The sequence below is a fragment of the Afipia clevelandensis ATCC 49720 genome (genome assembly GCF_000336555.1).
In the GTDB taxonomy this organism is placed as follows: Bacteria; Pseudomonadota; Alphaproteobacteria; order Rhizobiales; family Xanthobacteraceae; genus Afipia; species Afipia clevelandensis.
Window position 1 is genome coordinate 1,098,774 of record NZ_KB375281.1, and the last position, 25,795, is coordinate 1,124,568.

18 protein-coding genes and 1 tRNA gene are annotated in these 25,795 nt (G+C 62.9%); 6 read left to right on the forward strand and 13 right to left on the reverse strand.

Going from position 1 to position 25,795, the window contains the following annotated elements; all coding sequences use genetic code 11:
• Positions 1–71 precede the first annotated feature (71 nt).
• Together HMPREF9696_RS04975 and HMPREF9696_RS04980 are read right to left on the reverse strand one after the other, a co-directional pair.
• Positions 72–1,403, reverse strand: a complete 1,332-nt coding sequence (locus HMPREF9696_RS04975) for an efflux RND transporter periplasmic adaptor subunit (protein WP_002711866.1) — start codon at positions 1,401–1,403, stop codon at positions 72–74.
• A complete protein-coding gene (locus tag HMPREF9696_RS04980; protein WP_002711867.1) occupies positions 1,393–2,943 on the reverse strand; it encodes an efflux transporter outer membrane subunit in 1,551 nt (516 codons plus the stop codon). The genes HMPREF9696_RS04975 and HMPREF9696_RS04980 overlap by 11 nt, the downstream gene beginning before the upstream one ends.
• A gap of 325 nt (positions 2,944–3,268) precedes the next feature.
• On the opposite strand from HMPREF9696_RS04980, the gene HMPREF9696_RS04990 reads away from it, so the two are divergent.
• On the forward strand, positions 3,269–4,498 hold the full coding sequence (locus HMPREF9696_RS04990; RefSeq protein ID WP_002711868.1) for an SAM-dependent methyltransferase: 1,230 nt from the start codon (positions 3,269–3,271) through the stop codon (positions 4,496–4,498).
• A gap of 117 nt (positions 4,499–4,615) precedes the next feature.
• Complete coding sequence (locus tag HMPREF9696_RS04995) at positions 4,616–5,650, forward strand: cysteine synthase A (RefSeq protein WP_002711869.1); 1,035 nt, start codon at positions 4,616–4,618, stop codon at positions 5,648–5,650.
• 234 nt (positions 5,651–5,884) lie between these two features.
• On the opposite strand, the gene HMPREF9696_RS05000 is transcribed toward HMPREF9696_RS04995, so the two are convergent.
• From HMPREF9696_RS05000 to HMPREF9696_RS05015, 4 genes are read right to left on the reverse strand one after another with little or no spacing between them, the layout of a single operon-like run.
• A complete protein-coding gene (locus HMPREF9696_RS05000; protein WP_002711870.1) occupies positions 5,885–6,625 on the reverse strand; it encodes an amino acid ABC transporter ATP-binding protein in 741 nt (246 codons plus the stop codon).
• Positions 6,626–6,634: 9 nt separating this feature from the next.
• The gene (locus tag HMPREF9696_RS05005) at positions 6,635–8,158 is read right to left on the reverse strand and encodes an amino acid ABC transporter permease (protein WP_002711871.1); all 1,524 of its coding nucleotides are present in this window, start codon (positions 8,156–8,158) and stop codon (positions 6,635–6,637) included.
• Positions 8,155–9,360 (reverse strand): amino acid ABC transporter permease, encoded by a 1,206-nt coding sequence (locus tag HMPREF9696_RS05010; protein WP_002711872.1) that lies wholly within the window; start codon positions 9,358–9,360, stop codon positions 8,155–8,157. Before HMPREF9696_RS05010 ends, HMPREF9696_RS05005 begins: the two co-directional genes overlap by 4 nt.
• Positions 9,361–9,380: 20 nt before the next feature.
• A complete protein-coding gene (locus tag HMPREF9696_RS05015) occupies positions 9,381–10,421 on the reverse strand; it encodes an amino acid ABC transporter substrate-binding protein (protein WP_002711873.1) in 1,041 nt (346 codons plus the stop codon).
• Between the two features lie 242 nt (positions 10,422–10,663).
• Between HMPREF9696_RS05015 and metC the strand changes: the two genes are divergently transcribed.
• A complete protein-coding gene (gene metC / locus HMPREF9696_RS05020; RefSeq protein ID WP_002711874.1) occupies positions 10,664–11,857 on the forward strand; it encodes a cystathionine beta-lyase in 1,194 nt (397 codons plus the stop codon).
• Between the two features lie 101 nt (positions 11,858–11,958).
• Here metC and HMPREF9696_RS05025 read toward each other — a convergent pair whose 3' ends face one another.
• From HMPREF9696_RS05025 to HMPREF9696_RS05050, 6 genes are all read right to left on the reverse strand, one after another.
• Positions 11,959–12,297: a lipid-A-disaccharide synthase N-terminal domain-containing protein gene (locus tag HMPREF9696_RS05025; protein WP_002711875.1), complete on the reverse strand. Its 339-nt coding sequence runs from the start codon at positions 12,295–12,297 to the stop codon at positions 11,959–11,961.
• The gene (locus HMPREF9696_RS05030) at positions 12,297–13,052 is read right to left on the reverse strand and encodes a glycosyltransferase family 2 protein (RefSeq protein ID WP_002711876.1); all 756 of its coding nucleotides are present in this window, start codon (positions 13,050–13,052) and stop codon (positions 12,297–12,299) included. The genes HMPREF9696_RS05025 and HMPREF9696_RS05030 overlap by 1 nt, the downstream gene beginning before the upstream one ends.
• A gap of 56 nt (positions 13,053–13,108) precedes the next feature.
• Positions 13,109–13,954: a phosphatase PAP2 family protein gene (locus tag HMPREF9696_RS05035; protein ID WP_002711877.1), complete on the reverse strand. Its 846-nt coding sequence runs from the start codon at positions 13,952–13,954 to the stop codon at positions 13,109–13,111.
• Between the two features lies 1 nt (position 13,955).
• Complete coding sequence (locus HMPREF9696_RS05040) at positions 13,956–15,704, reverse strand: ArnT family glycosyltransferase (protein ID WP_040301828.1); 1,749 nt, start codon at positions 15,702–15,704, stop codon at positions 13,956–13,958.
• 50 nt (positions 15,705–15,754) lie between these two features.
• Positions 15,755–17,875 (reverse strand): penicillin-binding protein 1C, encoded by a 2,121-nt coding sequence (gene pbpC / locus HMPREF9696_RS05045; protein WP_002711879.1) that lies wholly within the window; start codon positions 17,873–17,875, stop codon positions 15,755–15,757.
• 89 nt (positions 17,876–17,964) lie between these two features.
• Entirely contained in the window at positions 17,965–23,184 is a 5,220-nt protein-coding gene (locus HMPREF9696_RS05050) for an alpha-2-macroglobulin family protein (protein ID WP_002711880.1), read from the reverse strand.
• A gap of 316 nt (positions 23,185–23,500) precedes the next feature.
• Between HMPREF9696_RS05050 and HMPREF9696_RS05055 the strand changes: the two genes are divergently transcribed.
• The 3 genes from HMPREF9696_RS05055 (at position 23,501) to HMPREF9696_RS05065 (ending at position 25,412) form a co-directional block, all read left to right on the forward strand.
• A tRNA-Arg gene (locus tag HMPREF9696_RS05055) sits at positions 23,501–23,577 on the forward strand.
• Positions 23,578–24,338: 761 nt separating this feature from the next.
• Complete coding sequence (locus tag HMPREF9696_RS05060; RefSeq protein WP_002711881.1) at positions 24,339–24,692, forward strand: hypothetical protein; 354 nt, start codon at positions 24,339–24,341, stop codon at positions 24,690–24,692.
• Between the two features lie 378 nt (positions 24,693–25,070).
• Complete coding sequence (locus tag HMPREF9696_RS05065) at positions 25,071–25,412, forward strand: DUF6481 family protein (protein WP_002711882.1); 342 nt, start codon at positions 25,071–25,073, stop codon at positions 25,410–25,412.
• A gap of 70 nt (positions 25,413–25,482) precedes the next feature.
• Here HMPREF9696_RS05065 and HMPREF9696_RS05070 read toward each other — a convergent pair whose 3' ends face one another.
• Positions 25,483–25,713, reverse strand: a complete 231-nt coding sequence (locus HMPREF9696_RS05070) for a pentapeptide MXKDX repeat protein (protein ID WP_002711883.1) — start codon at positions 25,711–25,713, stop codon at positions 25,483–25,485.
• Positions 25,714–25,795 lie beyond the last annotated feature (82 nt).

A 25,795-nucleotide genomic window follows, 5' to 3' on the forward strand; every position in this document is an offset into this window, starting at 1 on the left:
GATGTGAGAAGCTGGATTGCTTCGTCGCAAGAGCTCCTCGCAATGACGGTGAATCCTGTTTCGATCGCAGTTCACTGCGGCGCTTTCGCGCCGTTGCCCTTTTGGCCCTTCTCGCCTTTGGGCGCAGCCCCCTGCTCCTTCTGATCGCTGCGCGCTTCGCCCCGCCGCGGCCGTTGCTTGCGCGGCGCAAGGTCCGGCGTCGGCGCCTGAGACTCCTTGCTGATCGACACCTTCGCGCCCTCGGACAGGTTGGCGAAGCCGGTCGTGACCACACGATCCTCAACCGTCACGCCTGAGGCGATCACGGCAATGGTTTCATTTTGCTGTGTCACGGTCACAGGATGGGCGGTGACGGTGTTGTCCTGATTGATGACATAGACGAACGTCCCGGCGGGGCCGCGCTGAACCGCTGCCGTCGGAATCACCGTCGCCTTGTCGAGCGTATCTACCTTCAGCCGCACATTGACGAACTGTCCGGGCCAGAGCTGGAAGTTGCCGTTGGGGAACTCCGCCTTCACCTTCACGGTGCCGGTGGTCTGATCGACCTGGTTGTCGACGCCCATCACCTTGCCGGTGTCGGCGACGGTCTTTCCGTCATTTGCAAACACATCCACCGCGAGCGGCGCTTTGGCCAGCGCGGTGTTGACGCGGAATATCTGCTGCTGCGGCAGGCTGAACTGAACCGCGATCGGCTGCAATTGCGTGATGACAACGACGCCCGTCGTATCCGAGGTCTGGACGATGTTGCCCGGATCGACCTGACGCAGGCCGACGCGCCCGGACAGTGGCGCCACGATTTTGGTGTAGCCGAGCGTGGCCTGCGCATTGTCGATGGCGGCCTGATCGGATTTGACCTGCGCTTCGAGCTGCGCGACCAGCGCCTTCTGCGTGTCGGCCTGCTGCGCGGAGCCTGCCTTGGCCGTGGCCAGTTGCTGATAGCGGACCAGATCGGTGCGCGCGTTGGCGAGCGTAGCCTCGTCCTGCGCCTTCTTGGCGACGGCCTGATCGTACTGCGCCTGATAGATCACGGGATCGATTTCAGCCAGCACGTCGCCGGCCTTGACGTCCTGACCTTCCTTGAAGTTGACGGTCAGCAGCTTGCCGTTTACCTGCGCGCGCACGGTGACGTTGTTGAGGGCGCGAACGGTGCCGACGCCGTCGAGATAGACCGGCACGTCTTCGATGCGCGGCGTCGCCGCGAGGACGGGAATGCCGAAATCGGGTCGCGTGCGCGTCGCCGTCTCGGTTTTCTTGAAGTAACCCCAGCCGAGATAACCAAGACCGCCGAGGATCAGAAGCCAGACAATGATCGAGACCGTGCGCCGCCGCGCGCCCGATGCAACGCGCGCGACGCCTTCTCCCGCCGCTTTGGCCTTTTCATTCAGATCGGGCTTAAAGAGCATTCGCCGGACCTTCCACCGTCTTTGGCGACCAGCCGCCACCTAATGCCTGATAGAGACTGACAACCGCGAGCAGCCGGGCGAGCTGGTATTGCGCCAGCGAATCTTCAGCCTGAAATAGCGTCAATTGCGTGTTTAGCACAGTCACGATGTCAGCCGTGCCGGCCCGGAGCTGTCGTTCCGAAAGTTCAAAGGCCCGGCGGGACGACGTCACCACGATGCGTTGCAGCCGCAGCCGTTCATTGGCCTGTTTCAGGGTCGTCAGCGCCGTATTCACATCCGCGAAGGCCGAAATCACGGTCTTGCGATAGGTCTGCAGCATTTCATCCTGCCGCGCCTGCATCAGATCGAAATTGGCCTGGATCCGGCCCGCATCGAAGATCGGCTGGGTCAGCCCCGCCGCCATGTTGAAGAACGCCGATTGAGGCGTGAACAGCGCCGCCAGCGCCGCGCTCTGATAGCCGCCCGATGCCGTCAACTGAATGCTCGGGAAGAACTGCGCCCGCGCGCTGCCGACATTCGCAGTCGCCGAGGCCAACTGGTTTTCCTGCCGCCGAATATCGGGCCGCTGGGTCAGGAGGTCGGACGGCAGGCCCGGCGTCACGCGCGGGATGGCGATGCTGCCGAGCGAGCCGCCCGCCAATCGCACCCGCTCGGGGGGACGCGACACCAGCGTGGCGAGGATATTGGCGTTCTGCGCCAGCGCCTGCCGCAGCGGTGGAATCGCCGCTTTCTGGTTCGCCAGCAGGCTCTCCTGCTGCGCGAGGTCGAGTTCGGAGCCGGTGCCGGCATCGACCCGCGCCTTGATCGCATCGTAGATGCGCTGGGCGCTGGCGATGTTGCGGGTTGCGATGTTGATCCGCTCCTGCGAAGCGACCACGTTGAAATAGGCGTTGGCGACACTCGCCAGCGTGGTCAGCGCCACAACGTCGCGGTCAAAGCGATTGGCGTTGGCGGTTTCCTCGGCAGCCAGCAGCGCGTCGCGGTTCTTGCCCCAGAAGTCGATTTCGTAGCTCGCGCTCATCGAAGCGACATGGTTGGTCACCTCGCCCCGGCCAATGGCGCTGCCCGAGGTCACCACGCCGGTGTTGCTCGACGATCGTGAACGCGAACCGGAGAATGTGCCGGTGACATTCGGCAGTAGCGATGCGCCTGCGGTCTGGGCCAGCGCATCCGCCTGCCGGATGCGCGCCACGGCGGCGGCGATATCGAGATTGACGGTCTGCGCCTCCTCCATCAGGACCGTGAGTTCCTGCGAGCGGAAGCCGCGCCACCAGTCGAGCGACGGTGTCGCGGTTTCGGGCGCGGCTGACGCGGCCTTGTAGTTCGCGGGAATGTCCAGCGCAGGGTCCGGCAGATCGGCTGTCAGGATGCAACCACCCGAAGTCGCCGCAAGGGCTAGCGCCGCGCACAGCGCGAACGACAGCCGCGGAGGTGCTCCACGTCTCGACCTGAGGGGCAGTTCAAACACCGGTGTAAACCATTCTCCGATAGCCAGAATCCATATTAGCTGGCCGTTATCGCGGCGCACAGGGATGTTCAATCACCCTCCCCAGGACAAGAGCGACCTGTGTCTCTTCGGTGTCAGGTCCGGAATCCGACTTCTCCCCATAAAATGGGCATTTCTCGCTGCTACTGAAAATCACTGGCCAGGGCTTACGAAGATTTCATCTGAGATTTGCTCAAACCGGTCACCGCCACTGGCCGCATCTGCAGCACGGCGCCGGGTTCCCGGCTCTTGCGGATTCGGGCCAAAGACGCAAGAATTGTGGCAAGGCCAACAGCGAAGGACAGTTCGGCAACGAAAGCCGGTACACTCGAGCAGAGAATCTGGACGCAGGGCTGCATCACACAGATGGATTTGCGCGATGCCTGACGTGATCACCGTGACCCCCGACACCGTCGATGCGGTCTTGCCGGACGTGACCAAACTGGCCCGATTGGCCATCAAGTTCGCATCCAGCCTCAGGCGCGGCACCCTGGACATAACGCTGCCGGATGGCCGCGTGGTGCGCTGCGGGGGGCTGGAGCCCGGCCCGGCCGCGCAGATGACAGTCCATAACTACAATTTCGCCTGGCGGCTGGCGCATGGTGGCGACATCGGCATCGCCGAAGCCTATCTGCGCCGCGAATGGGATACACCGAACCTGACGCAGTTTCTGTACGTGTTCTGCGTCAATCACGAGTTGATCCAGGGCATGCTCGGCGACAAGCCGGTCGCGCGGTTCGTGCAATCGGTCCGGCACTGGTTCAACCGCAACACCAGGAAACAGGCGCGGCGGAACATCTACGCGCATTACGACATCGGCAACTCGTTCTACTCCGCCTGGCTCGATCCGAGCATGACCTACTCGTCCGCGCTGTTCGAGGACGGCACAAATGATCTCACCTCCGCGCAAACCAACAAGTACAAACGCCTTGCAGAAGCGATCAACCTTCAGCCGGGACAGAGAGTACTGGAAATCGGCTGCGGCTGGGGCGGCTTCGCCGAATATGCCGCGAAGCATTATGACGCGAAGGTTGTGGGCCTGACCATCAGCAGTGAGCAGCGCGACTTCGCATTGAAGCGGATGCAGGCGGCCGGGCTGAACGAGAAGGTCGAAATCCGGTTCCAGGACTATCGCGACGAACGCGGGCAATATGACCGCATCGCTTCCATCGAAATGATCGAGGCTGTCGGCGAACAGTTCTGGCCGCAGTATTTCTCGCAGCTTCGCGACCGCCTCGTGCCCGGAGGCTTCGCCGGCATTCAGGCCATCACCATTCAGGACAAGTTCTTCAACGCCTACCGGCGCGAGGTCGATTTCATCCAGCGGTACGTTTTTCCCGGCGGCATGCTGCCCTCGCCGCAGGTGCTGAAATCGCTTGGTGAGAAGTTCGGCGTGCCTGTTATCCGCGAGCGCATTTTCGGAGAAGATTATGCCAAGACGCTCGCGACATGGAGAGACAACTTCCGTGCGGCATGGCCGAACCTGATGCCGCTTGGATTCGACGAGCGCTTCCGCCGGCTCTGGGAATACTACCTCGCCTATTGTGAAGCCGGATTCCTCTCCGGCAACATCGACGTTCGTCAGGTGGTGTTCGCCAAATCGGGTTAACCACGGCGGACATACCGCAGATCAAGCCTGCAGGCGTCACCCTTGTGGGAACGGCGGGTGGCCTCTAGGTTGACGGCTCACTCCTTCGTCTCCTGACACAGCCGGTCCTTCCAAATCATGCCCATTCGCAACGACGTCATCGAAGCCATTGGCCACACGCCGCTCATCAAGCTGAAACGCGCCTCTGAAGAAACCGGCTGCACCATTCTCGGCAAGGCCGAGTTCATGAATCCCGGCCAGTCGGTGAAGGACCGCGCCGGCAAACAGATGATCCTCGAGGCTGAGAAGCGCGGCGACCTCAAGCCCGGCGGCCTCGTGGTTGAAAGCACCGCGGGCAACACCGGCATCGGTCTTGCGCTGGTCGCGGCCGCGCGCGGCTATCGGACGATCATCGTGATTCCGGAAACGCAGAGCCAGGAAAAGAAAGACGTGCTGCGCCTGCTCGGCGCTGAACTCGTCGAAGTGCCTGCGCTGCCGTTCAGCAACCCGAACAACTATCAGCATGTCGGCCGCCGCCTCGCGGATGAACTGCGCAAGACCGAGAAAAACGGCGTGCTGTTCGCGGACCAATGGAACAATCTCGACAACCGCAAGGCCCACTACGTTTCCACCGGCCCGGAAATCTGGGATCAGACAAACGGCAAGGTCGATGGCTTCATCTGCTCCATCGGCAGCGGCGGCACGCTTGCGGGAACGTCGATCTATCTGCGCGAGAGGAGCAAGGACATCAAGATCGGCGTTGCCGATCCGCGCGGGGCTGCGATGTACAACTACTTCGACCACGGCGAAATCAAATCGACCGAGGGGGGCTCGATCACCGAAGGCATCGGCCTTGGCCGCGTCACCCCGATCATCGAGGGTGTGCATGTGGACAAGGCCTATCTGATCGAGGACTCCGAGGCCGTGCCGATCGTGTTCGATCTGCTTGAGAACGAAGGCATCTGTGTCGGCGGCTCGTCGGGCGTGAATATCGCGGGCGCCATTCGGCTGGCGAAGGATCTCGGTCCCGGCCACACCATTGTGACCATCCTGTGCGACTACGGCACGCGCTATCAGTCGAAGCTGTTCAATCCGGACTTCCTGCGCTCGAAGAATCTTCCGGTTCCGGCATGGCTGGAGCGCAAGAGCACGATCAAGCCACCGATTGTGTAAGGGATAAAACGATCCGGGATGTAGCCGGACGCAAGATCGTTATACGCGGGCTTGACCCGCGTATCCATCGCTTTTCATGAAATGCATTTTGCGAAGAAGATGGATGGCCGGGTCAAGCCCGGCCATGACGGTGAGAGACTTTTGTTGTCATTGCGAGGAGCGCTTGCGACGAAGCAATCCAGCTTTCCTAAGAGTGGATTGCTTCGCTTCGCTCGCAATGACGATGGAGCTAAGTCACCGCAAAATCTGACTCAAAAACAGCTTGGTCCGCGCGTGCTGCGGATTGGAGAAGAAGCGGTCCGGCGTGTTCGCTTCAACGATCTGTCCCGCGTCCATGAACACCACGCGGTCGGCGACCTCACGGGCAAAGCCCATCTCGTGCGTCACCACCAGCATGGTCATGCCTTCCCTGGCGAGATCGACCATGGTGTCGAGCACCTCCTTGACCATTTCCGGATCGAGCGCCGAGGTCGGCTCGTCGAACAGCATCACCTTCGGGTTCATGGTCAGCGCGCGCGCAATCGCCACCCGCTGCTGCTGGCCGCCGGAAATCTGGCCGGGATACTTGTTCGCCTTGTCGGGGATCCGCACCCGCTCGAGATATTTCATCGCGGCGGCTTCGGCGTCTTTCTTCGGAATGTTGCGCACCCAGATCGGCGCCAGCGTGCAGTTTTCCAGCACTGTGAGATGCGGAAACAGGTTGAAGCTCTGGAACACCATGCCGACCTCGCGGCGCACGTCATCGACGCGGCGCAGGTTTGGACCAAGCTCAATGCCGTCGACGTTGATGCGGCCTTCCTGAAATTCCTCCAGCGCGTTGATGCAGCGGATCAGCGTCGATTTGCCGGAGCCTGACGGGCCGCAGATCACAATGCGCTCACCGCGCCCGACATTCAGATCAATGTCGCGCAGCACATGGAAGTCGCCGTACCACTTGTTGAGGCCCGAGATGCTGACAATGGAATCTGCGCTCATGTTTTCATCTCAGACATTCTTGTGGACATTCAGCCGCCGCTCCACGAACAGCGAATAGCGCGACATTCCAAAGCAGAACACAAAGTAGATGATGCCGGTGAAGGCAAAGCCGGTGAACAGTGTGGTCGGCGTCGCCCAGTTCGGATCGGCAAACGACGCGCGCAGTTGTCCGAGCAGATCGAAGATCGCCACGATCAGCACCAGCGTGGTGTCCTTGAACAGCGCGATGAAGCTGTTGACGAGGGCCGGAATGACATTGCGCAGCGCCTGCGGCATCACGATCAGGCCGGTTGTCTTCCAGTACGAGAGACCGAGCGCGCTGGCGGCTTCCGCCTGCCCGCGCGGAACCGCCTGCAGACCGCCGCGGATGACCTCGGCATTGTAGGCGCCCGCGAACAGCGCAATGCCGATCAGGACGCGCACGAGGCCATCCACCGTGAAGTTGCCGGGCAGGAACAGCGGCAACATGTAGGTCGCGAAGAACAGCACGGTAATCAGCGGCACACCGCGCCAGAACTCGATAAAGGCGATCGAGAACAGGCGGATCAACGGGATGGTCGAGCGCCGCCCGAGCGCCAGGACCATGCCGACCGGCATCGAGGCGACAATGCCGGTGACCGACACCACGAGCGTGACCAGCAGGCCGCCCCATGAGCGTGTATCCACAATCGGCAGGCCGCCGCCATCGAGGCCCATGATTGCGATCACCGCTGCGATACCGGCAAAGGTCGCGATGCTGGTGAATAGCGCACGCCAGCCGTTGCGGAACCCACCCGTGATGAAGAACGCGATCAGCGAGACGATGATGGCTGTGAGGACCAGATCGGCCCACAGCGGGGAATGGAATTTTTCGGTATAGTCCCGCAGCCATTCGAGCGGCCACACCAGCCAGCCGAGCGCGCGGCCGATCCACGCCAGCGCCTCTCCGATCCATGCGGCGGGCTGGCTGAAAAGGCCCCGGTTCATGTTCGTCCCGGCGTTTGCCAGTCGCGTTCCGGCATCGACGATGCTGGCGGCAAAGCCCGATCCGAGATCGGCCAGCCAGTGAATCGCGAAGCCTTTCAGCCCTCCGCCACGCAGCAGGAAGAAGCCAACGACGGGATAGGCGAAAAAGAACAGGCCGGAGTTCAGTGTCTTGGCAGGCGCGCGCGGGATCAGCAGCGGCAGCAACAGCAGCGCACCGAGCGCGAAGGTCAGATTGACCCGCCAGCGCTGATCCTCCGGATAGAAGCCGTAGATGAACTGGTCGAACTTGGCCTGCACGAACGGCCAGCACGCGCCCACGACACGCCCGACATTGGCTTCAAGGCATGCGTTGCGGTCGCTGCCCTGCCAGACCGCATCGACGAAAAGAAATTTCACGACAGGAACGAGGATCAGCCACAGCAGCGCCGCGCCGATCAGGGTGATCATGATGTTGAGCGGCGAATTGAACAGCCGTTCGCGCGCAAAGCCGACGATACCTGTGGTCCGCACCGGCGCGCGGCGCTGCTCGACCATGTCCGTCCGGACGAATGCGGCCTGCTCCGTCATGCGGCAAGGCTCCGGTTCAGACGCCAGCCGTAGAAGCTCATGATCGCGCTCGTCACCAGCGAGATCAGCAGATACACGCCCATGGTGAGCGCGATGATTTCCACCGCCTGCCCGGTCTGGCTCAGTGTCGTGCCGGCGAAGACCGAGAACAGGTCGGGGTAACCGATGGCCACCGCGAGCGACGAGTTCTTGGTGAGATTGAGATACTGGTTGGTCAGCGGCGGCAGGATCACGCGCATGGCCTGCGGCATGACGATCAGCCGCATCGTCTCGCCGCGCGACAGACCGAGCGATGCGCCCGCCTCCATCTGGCCCTTCGGCACGGACTGCAATCCGGCGCGGACGATTTCAGCAATGAAGGCCGCGGTGTAGGTCGAAAGCGCGATGGTCAGCGCCGCAAATTCCGGCAGCACTTTCGCGCCGCCCGCGAAGTTGAACCCTTTCAACTGCGGCATGTCGAGCGCGAACGGCGCGCCGAACGCGAGGACGGCGAGCAGCGGCAGGCCGAACAGCATCGCCAGCACGAATGGCCAGATCGCCAGCTTTTCGCCCACCGCGTAGAGTTGCCGCCGCGCATAGAGCCGCATCAGCAGCGACGCGCCAATGCCGATGACGATGGCAGCAATGAAGACACCGAACGGCGGCTGCGGAACGAGGTCAGGAACAATCAGCCCGCGATTGCTGAGGAACACCGTGCCAAACAGCGAAATGCTCTGGCGGGGACTAGGCAGCGTCGCCAGCACGGCGAGATACCAGAACAGGATCTGGAACAGCAGCGGCAGGTTGCGGATCAGTTCGACATAGCCGCCTGCGATCCTTGCGAGCAGCCAGTTCGGCGACAGCCGACCCAGCGCGACGATCACGCCGAGAATGGTCGCGATAACGACGCCGACGATCGACACCAGCAGCGTGTTCAGCAGTCCGACCAGAAAGACCCGGGCATAGGTGTCGGTTTCCGAATACGGGATCAGCGCCTGACTGACGGCAAAGCCCGATGTGTTGGACAGAAATCCGAAACCCGAGGCGATCCGCTGCGCCTGCAGGTTGGCGCGCGCGTTCTCGACAATCTCGTAGCCAATCCATACGACGACAGCGACGAAAAGGATCTGCACGATCACGCCGCCCCACCCGGCCTGCCCGCCGAGCGCACGGCGGAGCCGTGCAGCCAGTTGGAGCGGAGGCTTTCGGGGTTGGTCTGCCATTGCCGGGGCCGGCAACGCCGTCAGCGGATCGGCGGCGCGTATTGCAGCCCGCCCTGATTCCAGAGCTTGTTCAGTCCGCGCGCGATACCCAGCTTGGAGCCCGCGCCGACATTGCGATCGAACGATTCGCCGTAGTTGCCGGTTGCCTTGATGATCCGCGTCACCCAGTCCTTGGTCAGGCCGAGCTGCTCGCCGAGATTACCGTCGGTGCCGAAGATACGCTTGAGTTCGGGCTTGGACGATTTCGCCATTTCATCGACGTTCTTCTGGGTGATCGCATACTCCTCGGCGTTGATCATCGCGAACAGCGTCCACTTCACGATGTCGAACCACTGGTCGTCGCCATGACGCACCACCGGGCCGAGCGGCTCCTTGGAGATCACTTCAGGCAGCACGGCATGATCGTTCGGCGAAGCGAGCTTGAGACGTTCGGCATAAAGCTGCGAGACGTCCGAAGTGAATACGTCGCAGCGGCCGGACTCGTAGGCCTTGATCGCTTCGTCGGCGGTGCCGAACGCGATCAGCTCATACTTCATGTTGTTGCCCTTGAAGTAGTCCGAGACGTTCTGCTCGTTGGTGGTGCCGGTCTGCACGCAGATCGACGCACTGTTCAGCTCAAGGGCGGAATTCACCTTGAGTGACTTGCGGATCATGAAGCCCTGCCCGTCATAGTAGGTGATGCCGGTGTAGTTCAGGCCGAGCGAGGTATCGCGCGACAGCGTCCAGGTCGAATTGCGCGACAGCACGTCGATCTCGCCGGACTGCAGCGCCGTGAAGCGGTCCTTCGCCGACAGCGGCACAAACTTCACCTTGCTCGGGTCGTTGAAAATCACCGCGGCAAGAGCGCGGCAGACATCGACGTCAAGCCCGGTCCAGTTGCCCTTGTCGTCGGGCGCGGAGAAGCCGGGCAATCCCTGGCTGACGCCACATGACAGGGTCCCCCTGTCCTTCACCCCTTGCAGCGTTCCGCGATCCTTGGGCTTCTCCTGCGACTGGCCGAAAGCAGGCGCGACAGCGAGAGCAGCAAGAGTCGAAATAAGAGCAAACGAGACCCGTTTCATGGAAAGACCTTTCCCGACAGTTCGGCACAATCGACGGACAACGTCGTATCGGGCCAAACGATCCTTTTGATGCGCGATAATCCCAGCTAAATATCTGGTCTGCATAACAGAACGCCGAGCGCCACGGGTCAAGGGGTTGACGTCCGCCATCGCGGTCAGCTTACTGAGCATACCATTCGCGAGCCGCGCTTCGATCATTTCGGACAACGCTGCGGCAAGATGTCTTCCAAAGTGACCATCACATGTCCCGAAACGACAATCGGCCTTCCACCCCGCTCGATCCGCAGACCGAACTGGTCACCGCCGGCCGAGATACGGTCGCGCAAAAGGGCTTTATCAATCCCCCCATCGTGCGCGGCTCGACGGTGCTGTATCCCACCGCCGAAGACCTCCACGCCCATCGCGGCGAGTTTCAGTATGGCAGGCATGGCACCCCGACCACGAAGGCGCTACAGCAGGCCCTGATGGCGCTCGAAGGCCCGAACTGTGCCGGGGTGGGACTGGCGCCGTCCGGAGTCGGCGCGATTTCCACAGCCTTGCTGGCGATTCTCAAGGCCGGCGATCACGTCCTCGTCATCGACAGCGTGTATCGCCCGACGCGCAACTTCTGCGACTCGCTGCTCAAGCGCTATGGCGTCGAGACCACCTATTTCGATCCGATGATCGGCGCCGGAATCGAAAAGCTGTTCAGGCCGAACACCCGCGCGGTGCTTGTGGAAGCGCCGGGATCGCAATCGTTCGAGATGCCTGACATTCCGGCCATCGCAGCGGTGGCGCATGCCAAGGGCGCGATCGTGCTCGATGACAACACCTGGGCCACGCCGCTTTTCCATCGCTCGCTGGATCAGGGTGTCGACATCAGCATCCAGGCCGGAACGAAATATATCGGCGGACATTCCGACATCATGTTCGGGACCATCTCCGCCAATGCCGCGACATGGCCGCTGATGACAGAGGCGATCCGCCTGCTCGGCGTCTGCGCCGGACCGGACGACGTGTTTCTTGCCTTGCGCGGCCTGCGCACGCTGGCGGTGCGCCTCGCCCATCATCAAAAATCCGGCCTCGAGATGGCACGCTGGTTCGCGGAGCGTCCGGAAGTGCTGCGCGTGATTCATCCGGCGCTGGAGAACGATCCGGGACACGCGATCTGGAAGCGCGATTTTACCGGCGCGAGTGGCCTGTTCAGCATCGTGCTCAAGCCCGCATCGAAAAAGGCCGTCGATGCGTTTCTCGACACTGTGACCCTGTTCGGCCTGGGCTATTCGTGGGGCGGCTTTGAAAGCCTCGTCATTCCGTTCGACTGCTCATCGTACCGGACGGCGACGGCATGGAATCCGGGCGGGCCGACGCTGCGATTCCACATCGGGCTGGAAAATCTCGATGATCTGAAAGCCGATCTTGAGCGGGGCTTCGCGGCGCTGAAGGCGGTGGGGTAATCTCATCTTTCGTCATTGCGAGCGAAGCCAAGCAATCCACAGCTACATGCGAGAATGGATTGCTTCGTCGTTTACGCGCCTCGCAATGACGAGGTGATGCCTCAGTTCTTCTCGACCTTCGAGCCGGAACCGCGGTTTTTTACGATCAGCATGATGTTGCGGATGTAGATCAGCGTCGCCAGCCCCTGCCCGAGAATGATCACCGGCTCGCGCTTGGCGATGCCGTAGATCAGGGTCATAAAGCCGCCGCCCATCGAGAAGAACCAGAAGGCCATCGGCACCACGCTCTGTCCGGCGCGCTCGCTCGAAATCCACTGCACGAGGAAGCGCGCCGTGAACAGCAGTTGCGCGACAAGACCGAACGCCAGCCAGAAGTCGAACTTCGCGACGAAGACGTCGTAAAGATAGTCGCCGAGTTGCTGACCGAACTGAATCAGCATCAGTTCACCTCCGTTGCGACCGGCGTGGATTTCTTGCGGCGGATCAGCCACCACACGCCCGCAAGATCCATGATTCCGATCCAGAGCCGGTCGAAGAAGCCGTAATTCGACACGCCGGAATGGCGCGGACGGTCGATCACATCGACATAGGCGATGTCGTAACCCTCGCGCCGCACCAGCGCCGGCAGGAAGCGATGCAGACCATCGAAATATGGCAGGGCAAGGAAGACATCGCGGCGGAATGCTTTCAGCCCACAACCGGTATCGCGCGTGCCATCGTGCAGGATGGCATTGCGCACGCCGTTGGCGGCGCGTGACTGAAACCGCTTGAAGCCGGTATCCTTGCGTCCGACGCGCTGGCCGGCCGCGAGACCGACCTTCTCGCCGCCCTTTTCGATGGCTTCGATCAGGTTCACCAGAAACGCCGGGTTGTTCTGTCCGTCACCATCGAGGGTCGCGACGATTTTTCCACGGGCCGCGCGCACGCCGGTCCGCACCGCTGCCGACTGGCCGCTGGAGGCGGCGTGGCGAATCTGGCGCAGGTTGCCGCGTGTCTGCATCTCGGCGGCAAGCCGCTCTCCGGTCGCATCTGTCGAGCCATCGTTGACGTAGATGATCTCATACGGCCAGCGGCCATCCAGCGCCGCCGCGATCTCGGCGATCAGCGGCGCGACGTTGTCCTGTTCGTTGCGGACGGGAACCACAATCGAAACGTCGGGGGCCGGCAGGCCGGATGTTGCTGATGGATCGCTCATATTGGGGTCCGAATGCCCGTAAAATCGGTCGAATTGCCGCACCGGGCGACCGCTTCTTATGGTGCCAGAGCCTCGCGGGCAACCCTTTTCAGGGAGGCAAAAGACGGCCCTGCAAGTGGCTCAATGCCCCCGTCCCGGTCGATGGTGAAGCCCAAACGCCGGGCCGCGAACCAGTACCGGACGAACATCGCCCCGATCACCCCGGTCAGCGCGCCACCAACCACGTCGCTCGGATGATGCGCGAGCAGAATGACGCGGCTGACACAGATCAGCACGGCGTAAACCAGCATGACCAGCGTCACCTTGCGCCAGACAGCAGAGACCGCAAAGGCCAGCGCGAATGCGGTGGTCGCGTGGCCTGACGGCAGGCTCTCAAAAGCCGGATTGCCCGCGAAGTGCTGGAAGTTGAAGGCATTGGCTTCGCCGCCGACAAACGGCCTGCTCCGCCCGATGACGTATTTGAGGATTTCGCTGCCGATCACGGCGACGGCGACCGAGAGAAAGATGTACTGAACGCGGACGCCGAACGCGATCAGAACCTGCCGGGCGTGTGCGGTCAGCCGGGGTATCAGCAACAGGATGACAAGCAACGCCGCTGCCAGCGCCCACAGCACATAGGTCGATTTCCCAAAGTCGGTGAAAATCCGCAGCGGCCAGAGGCTCGCCGTTCCCCGCGCCGGCATCAGCTTGATCGCCGTGACGTCCACAGCAAACATCAGAAGTCCGATAGCGAGCGCGGTCAGAACCGCGAGGCCGAGCCAGCGCCGGGCCAGCGCGCGGCGCGCTTCGGCACGGCGGGAATGCGACGGTGTGCGCACAAGCTGCGCCAGCGACTGCCATGCAACGGACCCGAGTCGCACGACATAACCGGAGGACTGGCCGCCGCTGATTCCGGCCGCCATCCTATTCGGTTCCTTCGGAGCGGAAGATCGCGATGGAAATCGCCTTACCGGTCGAGATGTTGTAACCGTCGATGCGGGTGGCCACGTCGTAGCGCAGGCCGATGGTTTCGGCACGCTGCGCGAAGGCGCGCTCCTCGCGCCATTCCACCAGTGCGAAGCGACAGCTTCCCTGCAGCAGGAAGTCGGCTGCGCCCGATCCGTTGGTCAGGATGGTCTGGGTGCCGACCATGAACACAAGGCTCGGTTCATGGAAACCTGCCGCCGCCGCCGCGGGTCCGACGCACTGGACGCTGCGCAAGGCGCGCGCCACCTGCACGCTCGGAAACACCGGCGTGAGCGAGGGCACCACAACGCCGTAGATGCAGACCGCGAGAAACCACGACGCGCCGATCCCATTCAGCAGCGAGCGTTCGGCGCGATAGTCGTCATACATCCACCATGCGAACAGCCCGAAGATCAGCGCGCCCGCGCCGAACGGCCAGGCGAGGAATTCCGGCTGCCGGAGCAGCGAAATCGCGCCGATGATCGAAGCCACCGCGATGATCAGCGGCAACACGAACCACCACGCCGTGCCGCGGACGATCCACGCGCCCTGCGCCAGAACCTTGCGCTCGAGCGCGCCGATGATCAGGATCGCAATGGCCGGATAAAGCGGCAGCACGTAGTGCGGCAGCTTGGTGATGACGATTTCAAAGATGATCCACGCCGGCAGCAGCCATGCGAGCAGGAATTGTGCGCCGGGCTCGCGGCGCGCGCGCCAGACCGCAGGCACCGCGAGACCTGCCAGCGTCGCCCCCGGCCAGAATGTCACCCAGAACAGCAGCAGATAGAGTCCGGGCGGCGCGCCATGCGATTCCTGCGCGCTGGCGACCTTGTTCAGCATGTCGCTGCCCAGCGAATCCGCGAAGAAGGTGTCGCCTGCCTTGAGGAAGATCAGGATGAACCACGGCAGCACCAGCACCAGCGTCCACATCAGCCCCCAGACCGGACGCAGACGCCACAGCCAAGCCGCCGAGCGATCGAGGATCGCCAGCGTCACCACCGTGAGCGCGACGAACATCAGGATCAGCGGTCCCTTGAGCAGGATGCCGCCCGCCATCGCCGTCCAGAAGATGAAGGCCAGTTTCCACGACGGATGCGGATTGTCGTCGCCGCGCTGCCACGACAGATAGGCGCGCGCCATCGCACCCATGACGGCTGTTGTGGTCAGCAGCAGCATGGCGTCGGTCTTGGCAAGCCGCGCCTCGACCCCGAGCAGGATGGAACTGCACATCAATAGACCCGCGAGCAACGCGCCGCGCCGCGTGACGAACGCCAGTGCCGTCCAGTATGTCAGAAGGACCGCGCCGATCGCGCCGATCAGCGACGGCACGCGGTAGAGCCAGATGCGCACCTGCGCGCGCGGCAGGCCGAGCTTCGATGCCGTTTCCACGACAGCCGCCTGCGCCCAGTAGATGCCGACCGGCTTCTTGTAGCGGACTTCATCCTGGAAACGGATATCGACGAAATCGCCGTTCTCGACCATCTGCTTGGTGGCCTGCGCGAAGCGGGCCTCGTCGCGGTCGACCGGGGGAATGTTGAAAAAGCCGGGCAGGAAGAACAGCAGGCCGGCCACGATCAGCAGCAGAACCGCGCGGGTGTGGCTGCCGACCGCGAAATCAATGACGCGCACGAGGCCGCTCCCGGGATTTTTCTGTTCCACGGGCTCGCGCGGCGCGCCAAATCGGGGTCTCGGGTAGCTCTCAGCCATCGGTTCCGCATACGCGGAAACCACCCGCCGGACAACAGCTTGGACCGGCTCTACTGAATTCTCACGACAACTGTGTCCGCCGCGCCAGTCGCATCCATCACCGTCAGCCGGGCGAAGCCCGGACCCGGCGGATCGACCAGTTTCTGACGGCGGCTGTCGATATTGCCGATGGCGACGCCGTTAACCATCATGGTCAGGGGCAAGACCCCGCCCGCCACCTTCACCGGCATGGGCGAAATGTTCGCCTGACCGCCGCCATAGGCGTCGATCCGTGAGCCATCGAGCGGAAACTGGATGCGCAGCGCCTGCTCGCTGCCGGTCCGGACGAATTCACCCGAGGCCCGGAAGCGGCGCAGCGGCAGCGGCAACCTGGCATTGCTGGCGATCAGCGTTCCCTTGGGGGCCTTGGCGAGGCCCTGCGGCAGCTTGCCGGTGCGCGCGAAGGCGTCGAACAGGATCGGTGCGGCGGCCGAACGGCCAACCAGTCCGGGAACCGGGGCGCCGTCCGGGCGGCCGACCCAGACCCCGATGGTCATCCGGCCATCGAAGCCGATCGACCAGGCGTCGCGGTAGCCGTAGCTGGTCCCGGTCTTGAACGCGAGACGGTTGCGCGGCGCATTGTCCGGCGGCGGCGTTCCCATCAGGACATTGCCGACCAGCCATGCGGCCGATGGATCGAGCAGCCGCCGCGCTTCCGGCTCCTGTCCGTCATCCGGGCGGACGATTTCCCGCAAGGCGACCGTGTCGCCGGAGCGCGCCAAACCTGCATAGAGGCGGACAAGGTCATTCAGAGTGATACCGACACCGCCGAGGCCCATGGCGAGACCGGGCGTCTCATCTTTCGGCAGGATCAGGTTCGCGCCGGCCTGCTTGATCCGCGCGGTCAGCCGGTTCGAGCCGATGCGGTCGAGCAGCGCGATGGCCGGCACGTTCAGCGACATCTGGAGCGCCTTGCGTACCGTCACCGTGCCCTGGAACGTCATGTCGAAATTTTCCGGCGCGTAGACGCCGTAGCGGACCGGCCGATCCTCGATCAGGCTTTCGGGATGAACGAAGCCATCCTCGAACGCGAGGCCGTAGATGAATGGCTTGAGTGTCGAGCCGGGCGAGCGCACCGCGCGCGTCATGTCCACCTGCCCCGCGCGCTTCACGTCGAAGTAATCCGACGAGCCGACATGCGCGATTACATCGCCGGTCTCGTTATCGACCGCGAGGATTCCAATGGAGACATCGGGCCCCTGCGCCAGCGCGCGGTCGCGCGCGAGATGTTCCAGCGCCGCCTGGATGGTGGAGTCCAGCGTCAACCGGATGACAGGCGCGTCCTTCATGGTCACAAGCGACTGATCGGTTGAATGCGGGGCAAGCAACGGCATCGGCTTGCGCAGGCGCGGCACGGCTTCGCGCTTGGCCTGAGCCGCATCGTCGGCGGATACGCGCCCGGCTGCGACCATCAGCGACAGGACATGATCGCGGGCGGCACGCGCCGCCTCGGGATGGCGGTCGAGCCGCCGGGTTTCCGGCGATTGCGGCAACGCCACCAGCAGCGCGGATTCCGCGAGAGACAGCCGCTTCGGCTCCTTGCCAAAGTAAGCGAACGAGGCCGCGCGCACGCCTTCGAGGTTTCCGCCGAACGGCGCCAGCGTCAGATAAAGATCGAGGATTTCGTCCTTGCTGAGTTTGCGCTCAAGCTGAACCGCGCGCACCATTTGGCGCAGCTTGGCATAGACCGAGCGCTCCTGACGCGGCTCCATCAGCCGCGCCACCTGCATGGTGATGGTGGAGCCGCCCGAGACGATGTGCCCGCGCGTCACAAGCTGAAACGCGGCGCGGCCGATGGCCAGCGGATCGACACCGATATGCGAGCGGAAACGCCGGTCCTCGTAATTCAGCAGCAGGTTGAGGTAACCGGGGTCGACATCCTTTGCATGCGCGGGCAACCGCCAGCGCCCGTCCGCCATGGCGAAGGCACGCAGCAGCTTGCCGTTGCGGTCGAGAATGGTGGTGGAGACTTTCCGCGCGTCGGCGAAAGGCAACGGCGGGAGGGAGGCGATCCAGATGGCGGCGGCGATTGCGGATGAAGCGATCAAACTTCCAGCAGCGACTGCAAACCATCTCAGAAATCGGCGGTTGCTTTTGACACCGTCATCCCCGGGCTTGTCCCGGCCATCCACGTCTTTTGGTCCCTCATCAAAAGAAGTCGTGGATCCCCGGGACAAGCCCGGGGATGACGATGGAGAGTTTCGCGTTTTGAACTCTTCGCTCATTTCGCCTTCGTCACCTCGACGGTTCCGGTGCCGGTGCGGCCATAGCGCGAGGGATTGTACATGTCCTCGACATAGGCCTGCGGCAGCACGTACTTGCCGGGCGAGACCGCGCGCACGATGTATGCGACCGTGAACACCGCCTCGTCCTTCGCTTCGCGTTCGATGGCCGCGCTGAAGCGGTCGTCGCGGAACTCGGTATGTTCCGGCTCCTCGCCGTCCTCGATCCAGTCGAGCGTTCCGCTATCGCCGGACGACACCAGCTTCGGATTGTCGATCTCGAGGCCAGCCGGGAGATAATCGACCACCATGATGCGGCCGAATTCCGGCTTGGCCTCTGTGACCTTGAGCACAACAGCAAAGCGGTCGTTCTGTTTGGCCTTGCTGACATCGGCGGGCTTGCCGTCGAGCGTGAAGAAATTACGCTCGATCTTGAAGCCGTTCGAGGCGGCGGGTTCCGGCGTGATCGGTGCGCCAGTCACGGAGACCACCGCCTGCACCGGCGCATCGCCGGTGTTGGTGATGGTGATCGGCTTTGCCGCAACGTCGGTGCTGCGATAATTGCGGTACACCGCGCGCTTCGCCGCTTCGCCGTTGACGGTGATGGCGAGGCTGTTGGCTTCCTTCGCCAGCGCCCGCGAGGCCAGAACCAGCCACGCATTTTCCTGCGTCGAGGTGTACGGCGTCAGACCGCGCGCGGCCTCAACCCGCTCGACCGCGAGGCTGATGGTCGCCTTCGGCGCGTTGCCTTCGCTCGACAACGAGACCAAAGCCGCCGCATCGCGCAGCGACGAACCATAATCCATCCGGCCGAACTCAAGCGCGGGCTTTGGCGCGAGGCTGTTCACCGCCGCCGCATAGACACGCTCGGCGCGTGCCCGGTCACCGACCAGCGCCAGCGCCGCAGCGAGCTGTGCCTTGGCGATGGGGGTTGCGATGTTGTTCAGCTTGGTGTCAGCGAGATAACGCAGGTCGCCGATCGGCGCGGTGCCGTTCTTCGCCAGCACATAGAGGCCATAGGCGAGATCGCGGCCGCCGTCCTTCTCCGGTTCCTCGGCATTGACCACCGAGTTGCGGATACGATCCAGTGCCGTCTTGAACAAGACGTCCGGCACGGCGAAGCCCTTTTCGCGCGCCCGTGTCAGGAAGTCGGTGACATAGGCATCAAGCCAGGCATCGTCGCCGCCCGCCGACCACAGGCCGAATGAGCCGTTCGAGCCCTGCCGCGCCAGAAGGCGATCAATCGCGTCCTTGATGCGCTGATCGACACCCGCATCGAGCGCCAGATGGTTCTCCGCCGCAAGATCGTTGACATAAAGCAGCGGCATCGCGCGGCTGGTGATCTGCTCGGAGCAGCCGAACGGATACCGATCCAGCGCTTTGAGGATCGTGGCCGCATCGAGCGCAGTGGACAGGCCGACCGACAATTGAACCCCGCCGGTGCCCTGCACGAGATCGGAGAACATGTCCGATGTCAGTGTCAGGCTCTCGCCCTTCGCCAGCGTGCGAACAGAGCGACGCGCGAGGATCTGCGTCGCCGGTTTGACGTTGAGGTCATAGTGCCGCGCGAGCGTCAGCCCGTCCGGCCCCGCAATGTTCACGTCGAGCGCCGCAGCGCCCGCCCCGTTCGCCGCGTCAATGGCCAGCGCCACGGTGCTGCGCTGTTTCGCCGCCAGCCGCATCGTGGTCGCCGGATTACCGGTGATCTTCACCGGACCCGATGGCTTGACGCTGATAACGTAGTCACCCGCGGCGCCCTCGACATTGTCGAGATCGAGATTCATGGTGCCGCGGTCGCCACTCAGCAGGAAGCGCGGCAGCGTCGCGGTCAGCACCACGGGATCGCGCACGGTCACGTCGGTGTTGGCGCGGCCGACCTTGGTCGCCGTCCATGCCACCGCCATGACGCGCGCGGTGCCGGCGAATTCCGGAATGTCGAACGAGACGATCGCGGTGCCATCGGCGCCGACCGTGACGATGCCGGAATACAGCGCAAGCGGCTTCTGGGTCGGAGGGCTGCCTTGAAGTTCAGCGCCTGCGCCGTCACCACCGGTGCGGATCTGGCCGCGGGTGCCCTGCATGCCGTCGATCAGTTGCCCATAGAGGTCACGGATCTCGGACGTCATGCGGCGCTGGCCGAGATAGTAGTCGTCCGGCGCAGGCGGCTTGTAATTGGTGAGGTTGAGAATGCCGACATCGACAGCGGCGACCACGATCTTGGCGTCTTCACCGCGGCTGAGACCCTCGATCTTGACCGGGAGCTTGAGCGCCGTGCCCGGGCGCACCAGCGCGGGCGGCGTCAGCGAGACCTTGAGTGTGCGCTCGGCCTTGTCGATGCCGAACCATTTCAGGCCAATGGCGCGGCCCGGCATGCGCTGGGCAGCGGCATCGAGCGGACGGCGCAGCGTGGCGACAACATAAGCGCCGGTGCCCCAATCCTTGCCGACGGCGATGTTGATCTTGTTCTGGCCTGCCTTGACGTCGGCGGACTGCGTGGTCAGCAGACGGTCGCCCAGCACATTGACGGTGAGCTTGCCGGCCGTGCGCGCATTGATGGACACCACCATGGTGTCGCCGGACTTGTATTCCGGCTTGTCGATGGATGTTTCCAAAAGGTCTGGGGTGTCGGCGCTGCCGTCGGAATACCAGCCGACATCGAACTGCACCGAGGTGATCGGGCCATCCACATCGGTAGACTTCACATCCAGCCGGTAGCGGCCCGGCTGCGGCGAGAAAGTAATGCGCGCAGGCTTGTCGGCGGCAATGGTGACATCGCCATCCGCCACGCGCTTGGTGGACTTCACCGGCTCATAGTCCCATGACGAACCCTGCCGGTACCACTGATAGCGCGACTCCATCTTGAGCAGTTCGTAACGCAGGCCGCTGCGCGCCAGCGCCTTACCGTCCGGCGCGACATAGACCACATCGAAACTGGCGGGGTCGCCTTCGGCGACATTCTTGTCGGAGAACAGCGGCTTCACCCCGATCATCTCGTCGCTCGGCGCGACCGGAATCGTCAGCTTGCGCTCGACCGCGCGGCCGCCGGTTTCCACCATGCGGACGAAGACCTGCGCTTCCTGCGGACGCTGCGATGATGGCGGCTTGGGCAGGCTGACACTGAACTTCGCCTTGCCGTTGGCATCGGCCTCGGGGAGGCTTTCCAGCGGTGTGCGTTCGTTGTTGGTGCTTTCGTCGTCGGCGATGCCGAACCTGTAGCCGGCATAGCCCGGACGGTCGGCCGCCGTTGCAATCAGCAGGTCGCCCTCAAGCGCGAGACCCGAAGCAGGCGCGCCATAGAGAAAGCGGCCATCGACCTCAAGTTCTGCAGGAAGTTCAGCCGTAATCTGCTTGGCCTTGGAAGTTAACGTGAATTCGATCCGGTCGGCGACATAATCCTCGACCATGAAGGTGGTTTCGCCCACCGACGGCGCCTTCGGATCGGTGAAGGCGCGGACCCGCCAGGTGCCGGTCGGCACCGCTGAGTTGAGCGGCAAGGTCAGGCTGCGGCCGCCCGCGCCCTGATCGGGCACCACGGAGCGGCGGAATTCGACGCCGTCGGGACGTTCGACCACCAGCGTCATCGGCGTGCCGGTGACGCCATTGCCCTTGCCGTCGCGCAAGAGCGCCGTGACATAGACCGTCTCGCCGGAGCGATAGACACCGCGCTCGGTGTAGACGAACGCATCGGGTCCCGCCGGCACGGTCCGTCCGGAGACGCCGCGGTCGGTCAGGTCAAAGGCGTTGGACTTGAGGCTGAGGAAGGCATAGTCGCCCTTGTCGCCGGAGACCGACAACAGCGCAGGCGACAGGCCGCCCTCGCCCCGCGCCAGCCCCGCCTCGAACAGGACGTGACCTTCCGCGTCGGTCTTTTTGGTCGCCAGGATTTCGTTGTTGCGGGCAACGAGACGCACGTCAGCGCCCGCTGTCGGCGCCGTGGTCGCCAGCGAGTTGACAAAGACATGCACGCCGTCATTGCCGGAGTAAGCGGTCAGGCCGAGATCGGAGACGATGAACCACTGGGTCGCGAGAGAGGAATCATCGTCATCGCCGGAGCCGGGCCCCTTGGTGGCAGCGGTCATCACATAGACGCCCGGCTGCATCTCGCCGACCGCCTGATCGACCGGGAATGCGGTGACCACATCGGCGTTCAGGGTCGGCTGGGTGGCCACCTCGCCGCTCCAGACTTTGACACCTTTCTCATCGCCGAGGACGGAGAGTTCATAGGTCGAAAGGTTGCGCCGGAAATCGCTGCCGAGCACCGAATTGATCAGATTGCGGTCGCCGACCCGGAAGATCTTTACCGCCACCGACGGCGTGTTGACGCTGACCAGCGGAATGCCCTTCTGGCCGGTGCGCGGCAGCACATAGGCGCGGCCGGTGAACCGAACGAACGGCTTGCGGTCGCGGACATAGATGTTGAATTCCGCCGACTTCGGCAGCGTTTCCTTCACGGTCGAGGGCATGCCGGCGCGCAGGTTGATGGTGTAGCGCTCGCCATGCTTGAGGCCTTCGACGCAGAGCTGTTTTTCCTCGGTGGTGATTGCCGGGCTGTCGGTGCCTGCCAGCGCCACGAACGGATTGAAGTCGGCCCGCTTGGGCAGTTCCTCGGAAAACTGGAAACAGGCGCGCGGCGACGCCGAATCTGAATCCACGCTGTAATCGAGCAGCCGGAAGCCCTTCTCGTCGCGCAGCTTCTCGTAACTCCCGCGCACCTCCGCGACCTCCTTCTGGTCGAGCGACAGGCGCAGCGCATCGAGCGCCGGACGCCACAGCTTGCGCTCGGCGAGCGCGCTTCCCAGCACCGCGAGGGCGTCGGCTTCCTCGCCGGGGTTGGCGGCGCGCTGATAGGCGATGTAGGCCGCGGTGGAGGCGCGCTCGTAGAAGAATATCCGCTCGCGATTGTCGGAGGGGCGGATCTGGAAAATGGTTTTGGCCAGCCGCAGCCAGTTGGTGCTGTCTTCCGGCGCAACGGCGGCGGTCTGCCCGAGGAGTTGCAGCACGCCGCGCAGATCGCCCCGCTTGAAAGCGGCGTCGGTATCCGACTTCAGGGTGGCGGCGGTCTTGTTGATGACCCCTGCCTCGGTCTTGATCTGGGCCTCCAGCCGGATGGCGGAGTCCGCCAGATCATCCCGCCTGAACGCCTTGTCGGCTGCGTGCGCTGAAACCAGAGCGAACGCCAGCGTGGCGCAAACCGAAATGGCGCGAACCAGACCAATCATGGTGAAAACTCCCTGCCGGCGACACTGAAATAACGGTCGCCTTGAAACATAGACAATGCGCGAATCGTGACGGACTCATGGTCGTACCGATAGCGGTTCAAAATAATCCCTGCGACAATCGCGGCCATGCCAAAACGCGACTATGCACCGGACCATTGACCCGGCGAGATCAGGACTTTAGGTCGGGAAGCGCCAATGACACCAGACCTCTGACACCACCCCGCCGGTTTGTCGGAACATCCCTTGGGAAGGTTCACAACTTTCCGCCAAACCGGGGCGGTTTTTTCACGCCTGGGATGGTATGAGAGGCCCCAACGGTCCCGTAGCTCAACTGGATAGAGTAGCGGATTTCTACTCCGCGGGTTGCAGGTTCGAATCCTGCCGGGATCGCCACCTCCACAACGCACTGCGTGTTTTGTTCTCTCGCAATCCGCGTTGCATGCCGTCGTATTTGTCTTGAGTAGGCGTCTTGGTACGATTGCGGTCATCATTGCCTCAGGAGCGATCGCACACCAAAAACGCTCCTGATCTCTTCAATGGCGAAGTCCAATTGCGGCAAATCGGGTAGAAACAAGGATGGCAGACACTTCTGAGCCAATCACGCACCCGGAGGAAATGCGCGCTACCTTTGATGTTCAGATTGGGAAGCGCATCAACCTCAAGGGAATGGCCCGGGTAACACCCGCGGGATTGATCTGCGCTGGGATAGCCGGAGTAGCAGCTCTTCTCGCAGCTACGGCACTGGTGCGGGCTGCAAGATCATAAAGCCTGCTCGCGAGGCTTTCGATGCTCGGCGCAGGGCTAATGCATGCGCTGGATCAATTGCGACGACCGCGGCATTTCACCTTCGAATCGATCAGCCGTCGCTGTCTGTCGTCTTCAATCCGTACAGCCGGAGCCATCGGTCTTGCTGCGGGCGAAGATTTCTACGTCCGGCCCGCCACCACATGGCTATACGGCGGACAACGGCTTCTAATGCCGCCTGCTGTTTAGCTCGTCTAGCCGCACGTTCCAAATTAACGGAGTTCGCTGGAACCCCGTATGGAATGTCAAATGATAATGCCAAAGCGGAACGAACTCCGCTATTCAGCGTCGTCACATAATTAAGGTTTTACGGGAAAAGCCGCGCACCAGAACACGGCGCTGGAAGTTAAATGGAATACGATCTCGTTCGATCGCTCACTACTTTAATCACACAAATCAGTTCGCAGCTTCCGCAAAGAGTTCCGGCAGCACCACTCGAACTTCATGAGGCAAGCTACGCCCGCGTCGGCCGCCTATTTGCTGAGAGGGAGGCCGACATCTACCGCGTCCTGAACGCGATGATCGCCGCGTCGGTAACGTCCCCAAGACCGTACAAGGTGGCGCCGATTCCCCGGGAGCAGTTCGAACTATACGAGGCCATGATCCTCACCGGACAGATCCCGCACGAGGGTATTCAGGCAATCATCGACGCGAACCCCGAATTCGCGAAGTGGTACAAGGAAAGAGCAAAAGAGCGCTTTTGACAGCTTGATGAGCCCGTCGACGTGGTGCCGGATCAGTTGCCGGGGAAATAAGCCGGAACCTCCTGAGGCCGACCCGGGCCGTTTACGGTGTGGATTTGACGCAAGGCCCGCAGGCGGACGGGCAACGATCCCTTGGGATGCAGCTTCATTGTTGATGGGTTTCGACCCGAGGCGCGCCCGCAAAGGATTGAAAAATACTGCGTTTTCGCTAGCCGCACGGCAAATCTGTCTCGCCGGCGGGCGGTAGATCGCCGCGTTCATCCGACGGCCCGATGCGCTGCTTCGCGAAAATGCAAGTCTTCAACAGGTATCCGCTGACAGACGCGCCAAATCTGATACAAGCCGCACCACCACCTTCAACAGAGAGACGACGACCGTATGGGTTTCAAGGAACCAGGCTTCGCGGACCGGGCTGCTGCCGCGCGAAACGCGAGGAAAAGCATTGCTGAAAAATTCAAGGCGCAGCCGGGTCCGGACGATCCGGCGGTTTTGAAGCGCGCGGCTGAACGTCAGGCGCAAGCCGCCGCCCGCGCGGAAGCGCAGAAGCTGCGTGAGACCGCGAAGGCCGAAGAGCGCGCCCGCGAGGCTGAACTCGCAGCACAGGCCGCAGCCGAAGCCCTGCGCATTCAGGCTGAAAAGCAGGCTGCGGAAGCCGATCTCAAGGCCAAGCAGAAAGCCGCGCGCGATGCGCGCTATGCGGCCCGCAAAGCGAAGAAGTAAGCACGTAACAACGGGTACCGCAGGCCCGCTCCGATGGAGCGAGCCTGCAGGAAGACCGGATGAATGAGGCTTACTTCTTCATCCCGTCCTTCTTCATGCCGTCGTCCTTCTTCATTCCGTCCTTCTTCATGCCATCGTGGCCCATGGCATCTTTCTTCATGCCGTCCTTCGACATGGTGTCTTCTTTCTTCATGCCGTCCTTGGACATCTTGTCCTGCGCGAAGGCAGCCGGCGCGAAGGCCAGACCGAGCGAAACGATTGCGGCGGTGGCGCCGAGCGCGATGCGGGAAGTGCGAGCCATGAGAATCATCCTCTGAATTCGGTTATGACGCGGCGGATGCCGCTTTGAGGATGTTCGGGACGAACGCGCGTTCGTTACGCCG

Coding starts and splice junctions, on each gene's coding strand:
- HMPREF9696_RS04975 (WP_002711866.1), bottom strand. CDS start 1,403: ATGCTCTTTAAGCCCGATCTGAATGAAAAGGCCAAAGCGGCGGGAGAA.
- HMPREF9696_RS05065 (WP_002711882.1), top strand. CDS start 25,071: ATGGGTTTCAAGGAACCAGGCTTCGCGGACCGGGCTGCTGCCGCGCGA.
- HMPREF9696_RS04995 (WP_002711869.1), top strand. CDS start 4,616: ATGCCCATTCGCAACGACGTCATCGAAGCCATTGGCCACACGCCGCTC.
- HMPREF9696_RS05035 (WP_002711877.1), bottom strand. CDS start 13,954: ATGGCGGCCGGAATCAGCGGCGGCCAGTCCTCCGGTTATGTCGTGCGA.
- HMPREF9696_RS05070 (WP_002711883.1), bottom strand. CDS start 25,713: ATGGCTCGCACTTCCCGCATCGCGCTCGGCGCCACCGCCGCAATCGTT.
- HMPREF9696_RS05040 (WP_040301828.1), bottom strand. CDS start 15,704: ATGGCTGAGAGCTACCCGAGACCCCGATTTGGCGCGCCGCGCGAGCCC.
- HMPREF9696_RS05005 (WP_002711871.1), bottom strand. CDS start 8,158: ATGACGGAGCAGGCCGCATTCGTCCGGACGGACATGGTCGAGCAGCGC.
- HMPREF9696_RS05060 (WP_002711881.1), top strand. CDS start 24,339: ATGGAATACGATCTCGTTCGATCGCTCACTACTTTAATCACACAAATC.
- HMPREF9696_RS04990 (WP_002711868.1), top strand. CDS start 3,269: ATGCCTGACGTGATCACCGTGACCCCCGACACCGTCGATGCGGTCTTG.
- HMPREF9696_RS05030 (WP_002711876.1), bottom strand. CDS start 13,052: ATGAGCGATCCATCAGCAACATCCGGCCTGCCGGCCCCCGACGTTTCG.
- HMPREF9696_RS05050 (WP_002711880.1), bottom strand. CDS start 23,184: ATGATTGGTCTGGTTCGCGCCATTTCGGTTTGCGCCACGCTGGCGTTC.
- HMPREF9696_RS05000 (WP_002711870.1), bottom strand. CDS start 6,625: ATGAGCGCAGATTCCATTGTCAGCATCTCGGGCCTCAACAAGTGGTAC.
- HMPREF9696_RS05015 (WP_002711873.1), bottom strand. CDS start 10,421: ATGAAACGGGTCTCGTTTGCTCTTATTTCGACTCTTGCTGCTCTCGCT.
- metC (WP_002711874.1), top strand. CDS start 10,664: ATGTCCCGAAACGACAATCGGCCTTCCACCCCGCTCGATCCGCAGACC.
- HMPREF9696_RS05025 (WP_002711875.1), bottom strand. CDS start 12,297: ATGCTGATTCAGTTCGGTCAGCAACTCGGCGACTATCTTTACGACGTC.
- HMPREF9696_RS05010 (WP_002711872.1), bottom strand. CDS start 9,360: ATGGCAGACCAACCCCGAAAGCCTCCGCTCCAACTGGCTGCACGGCTC.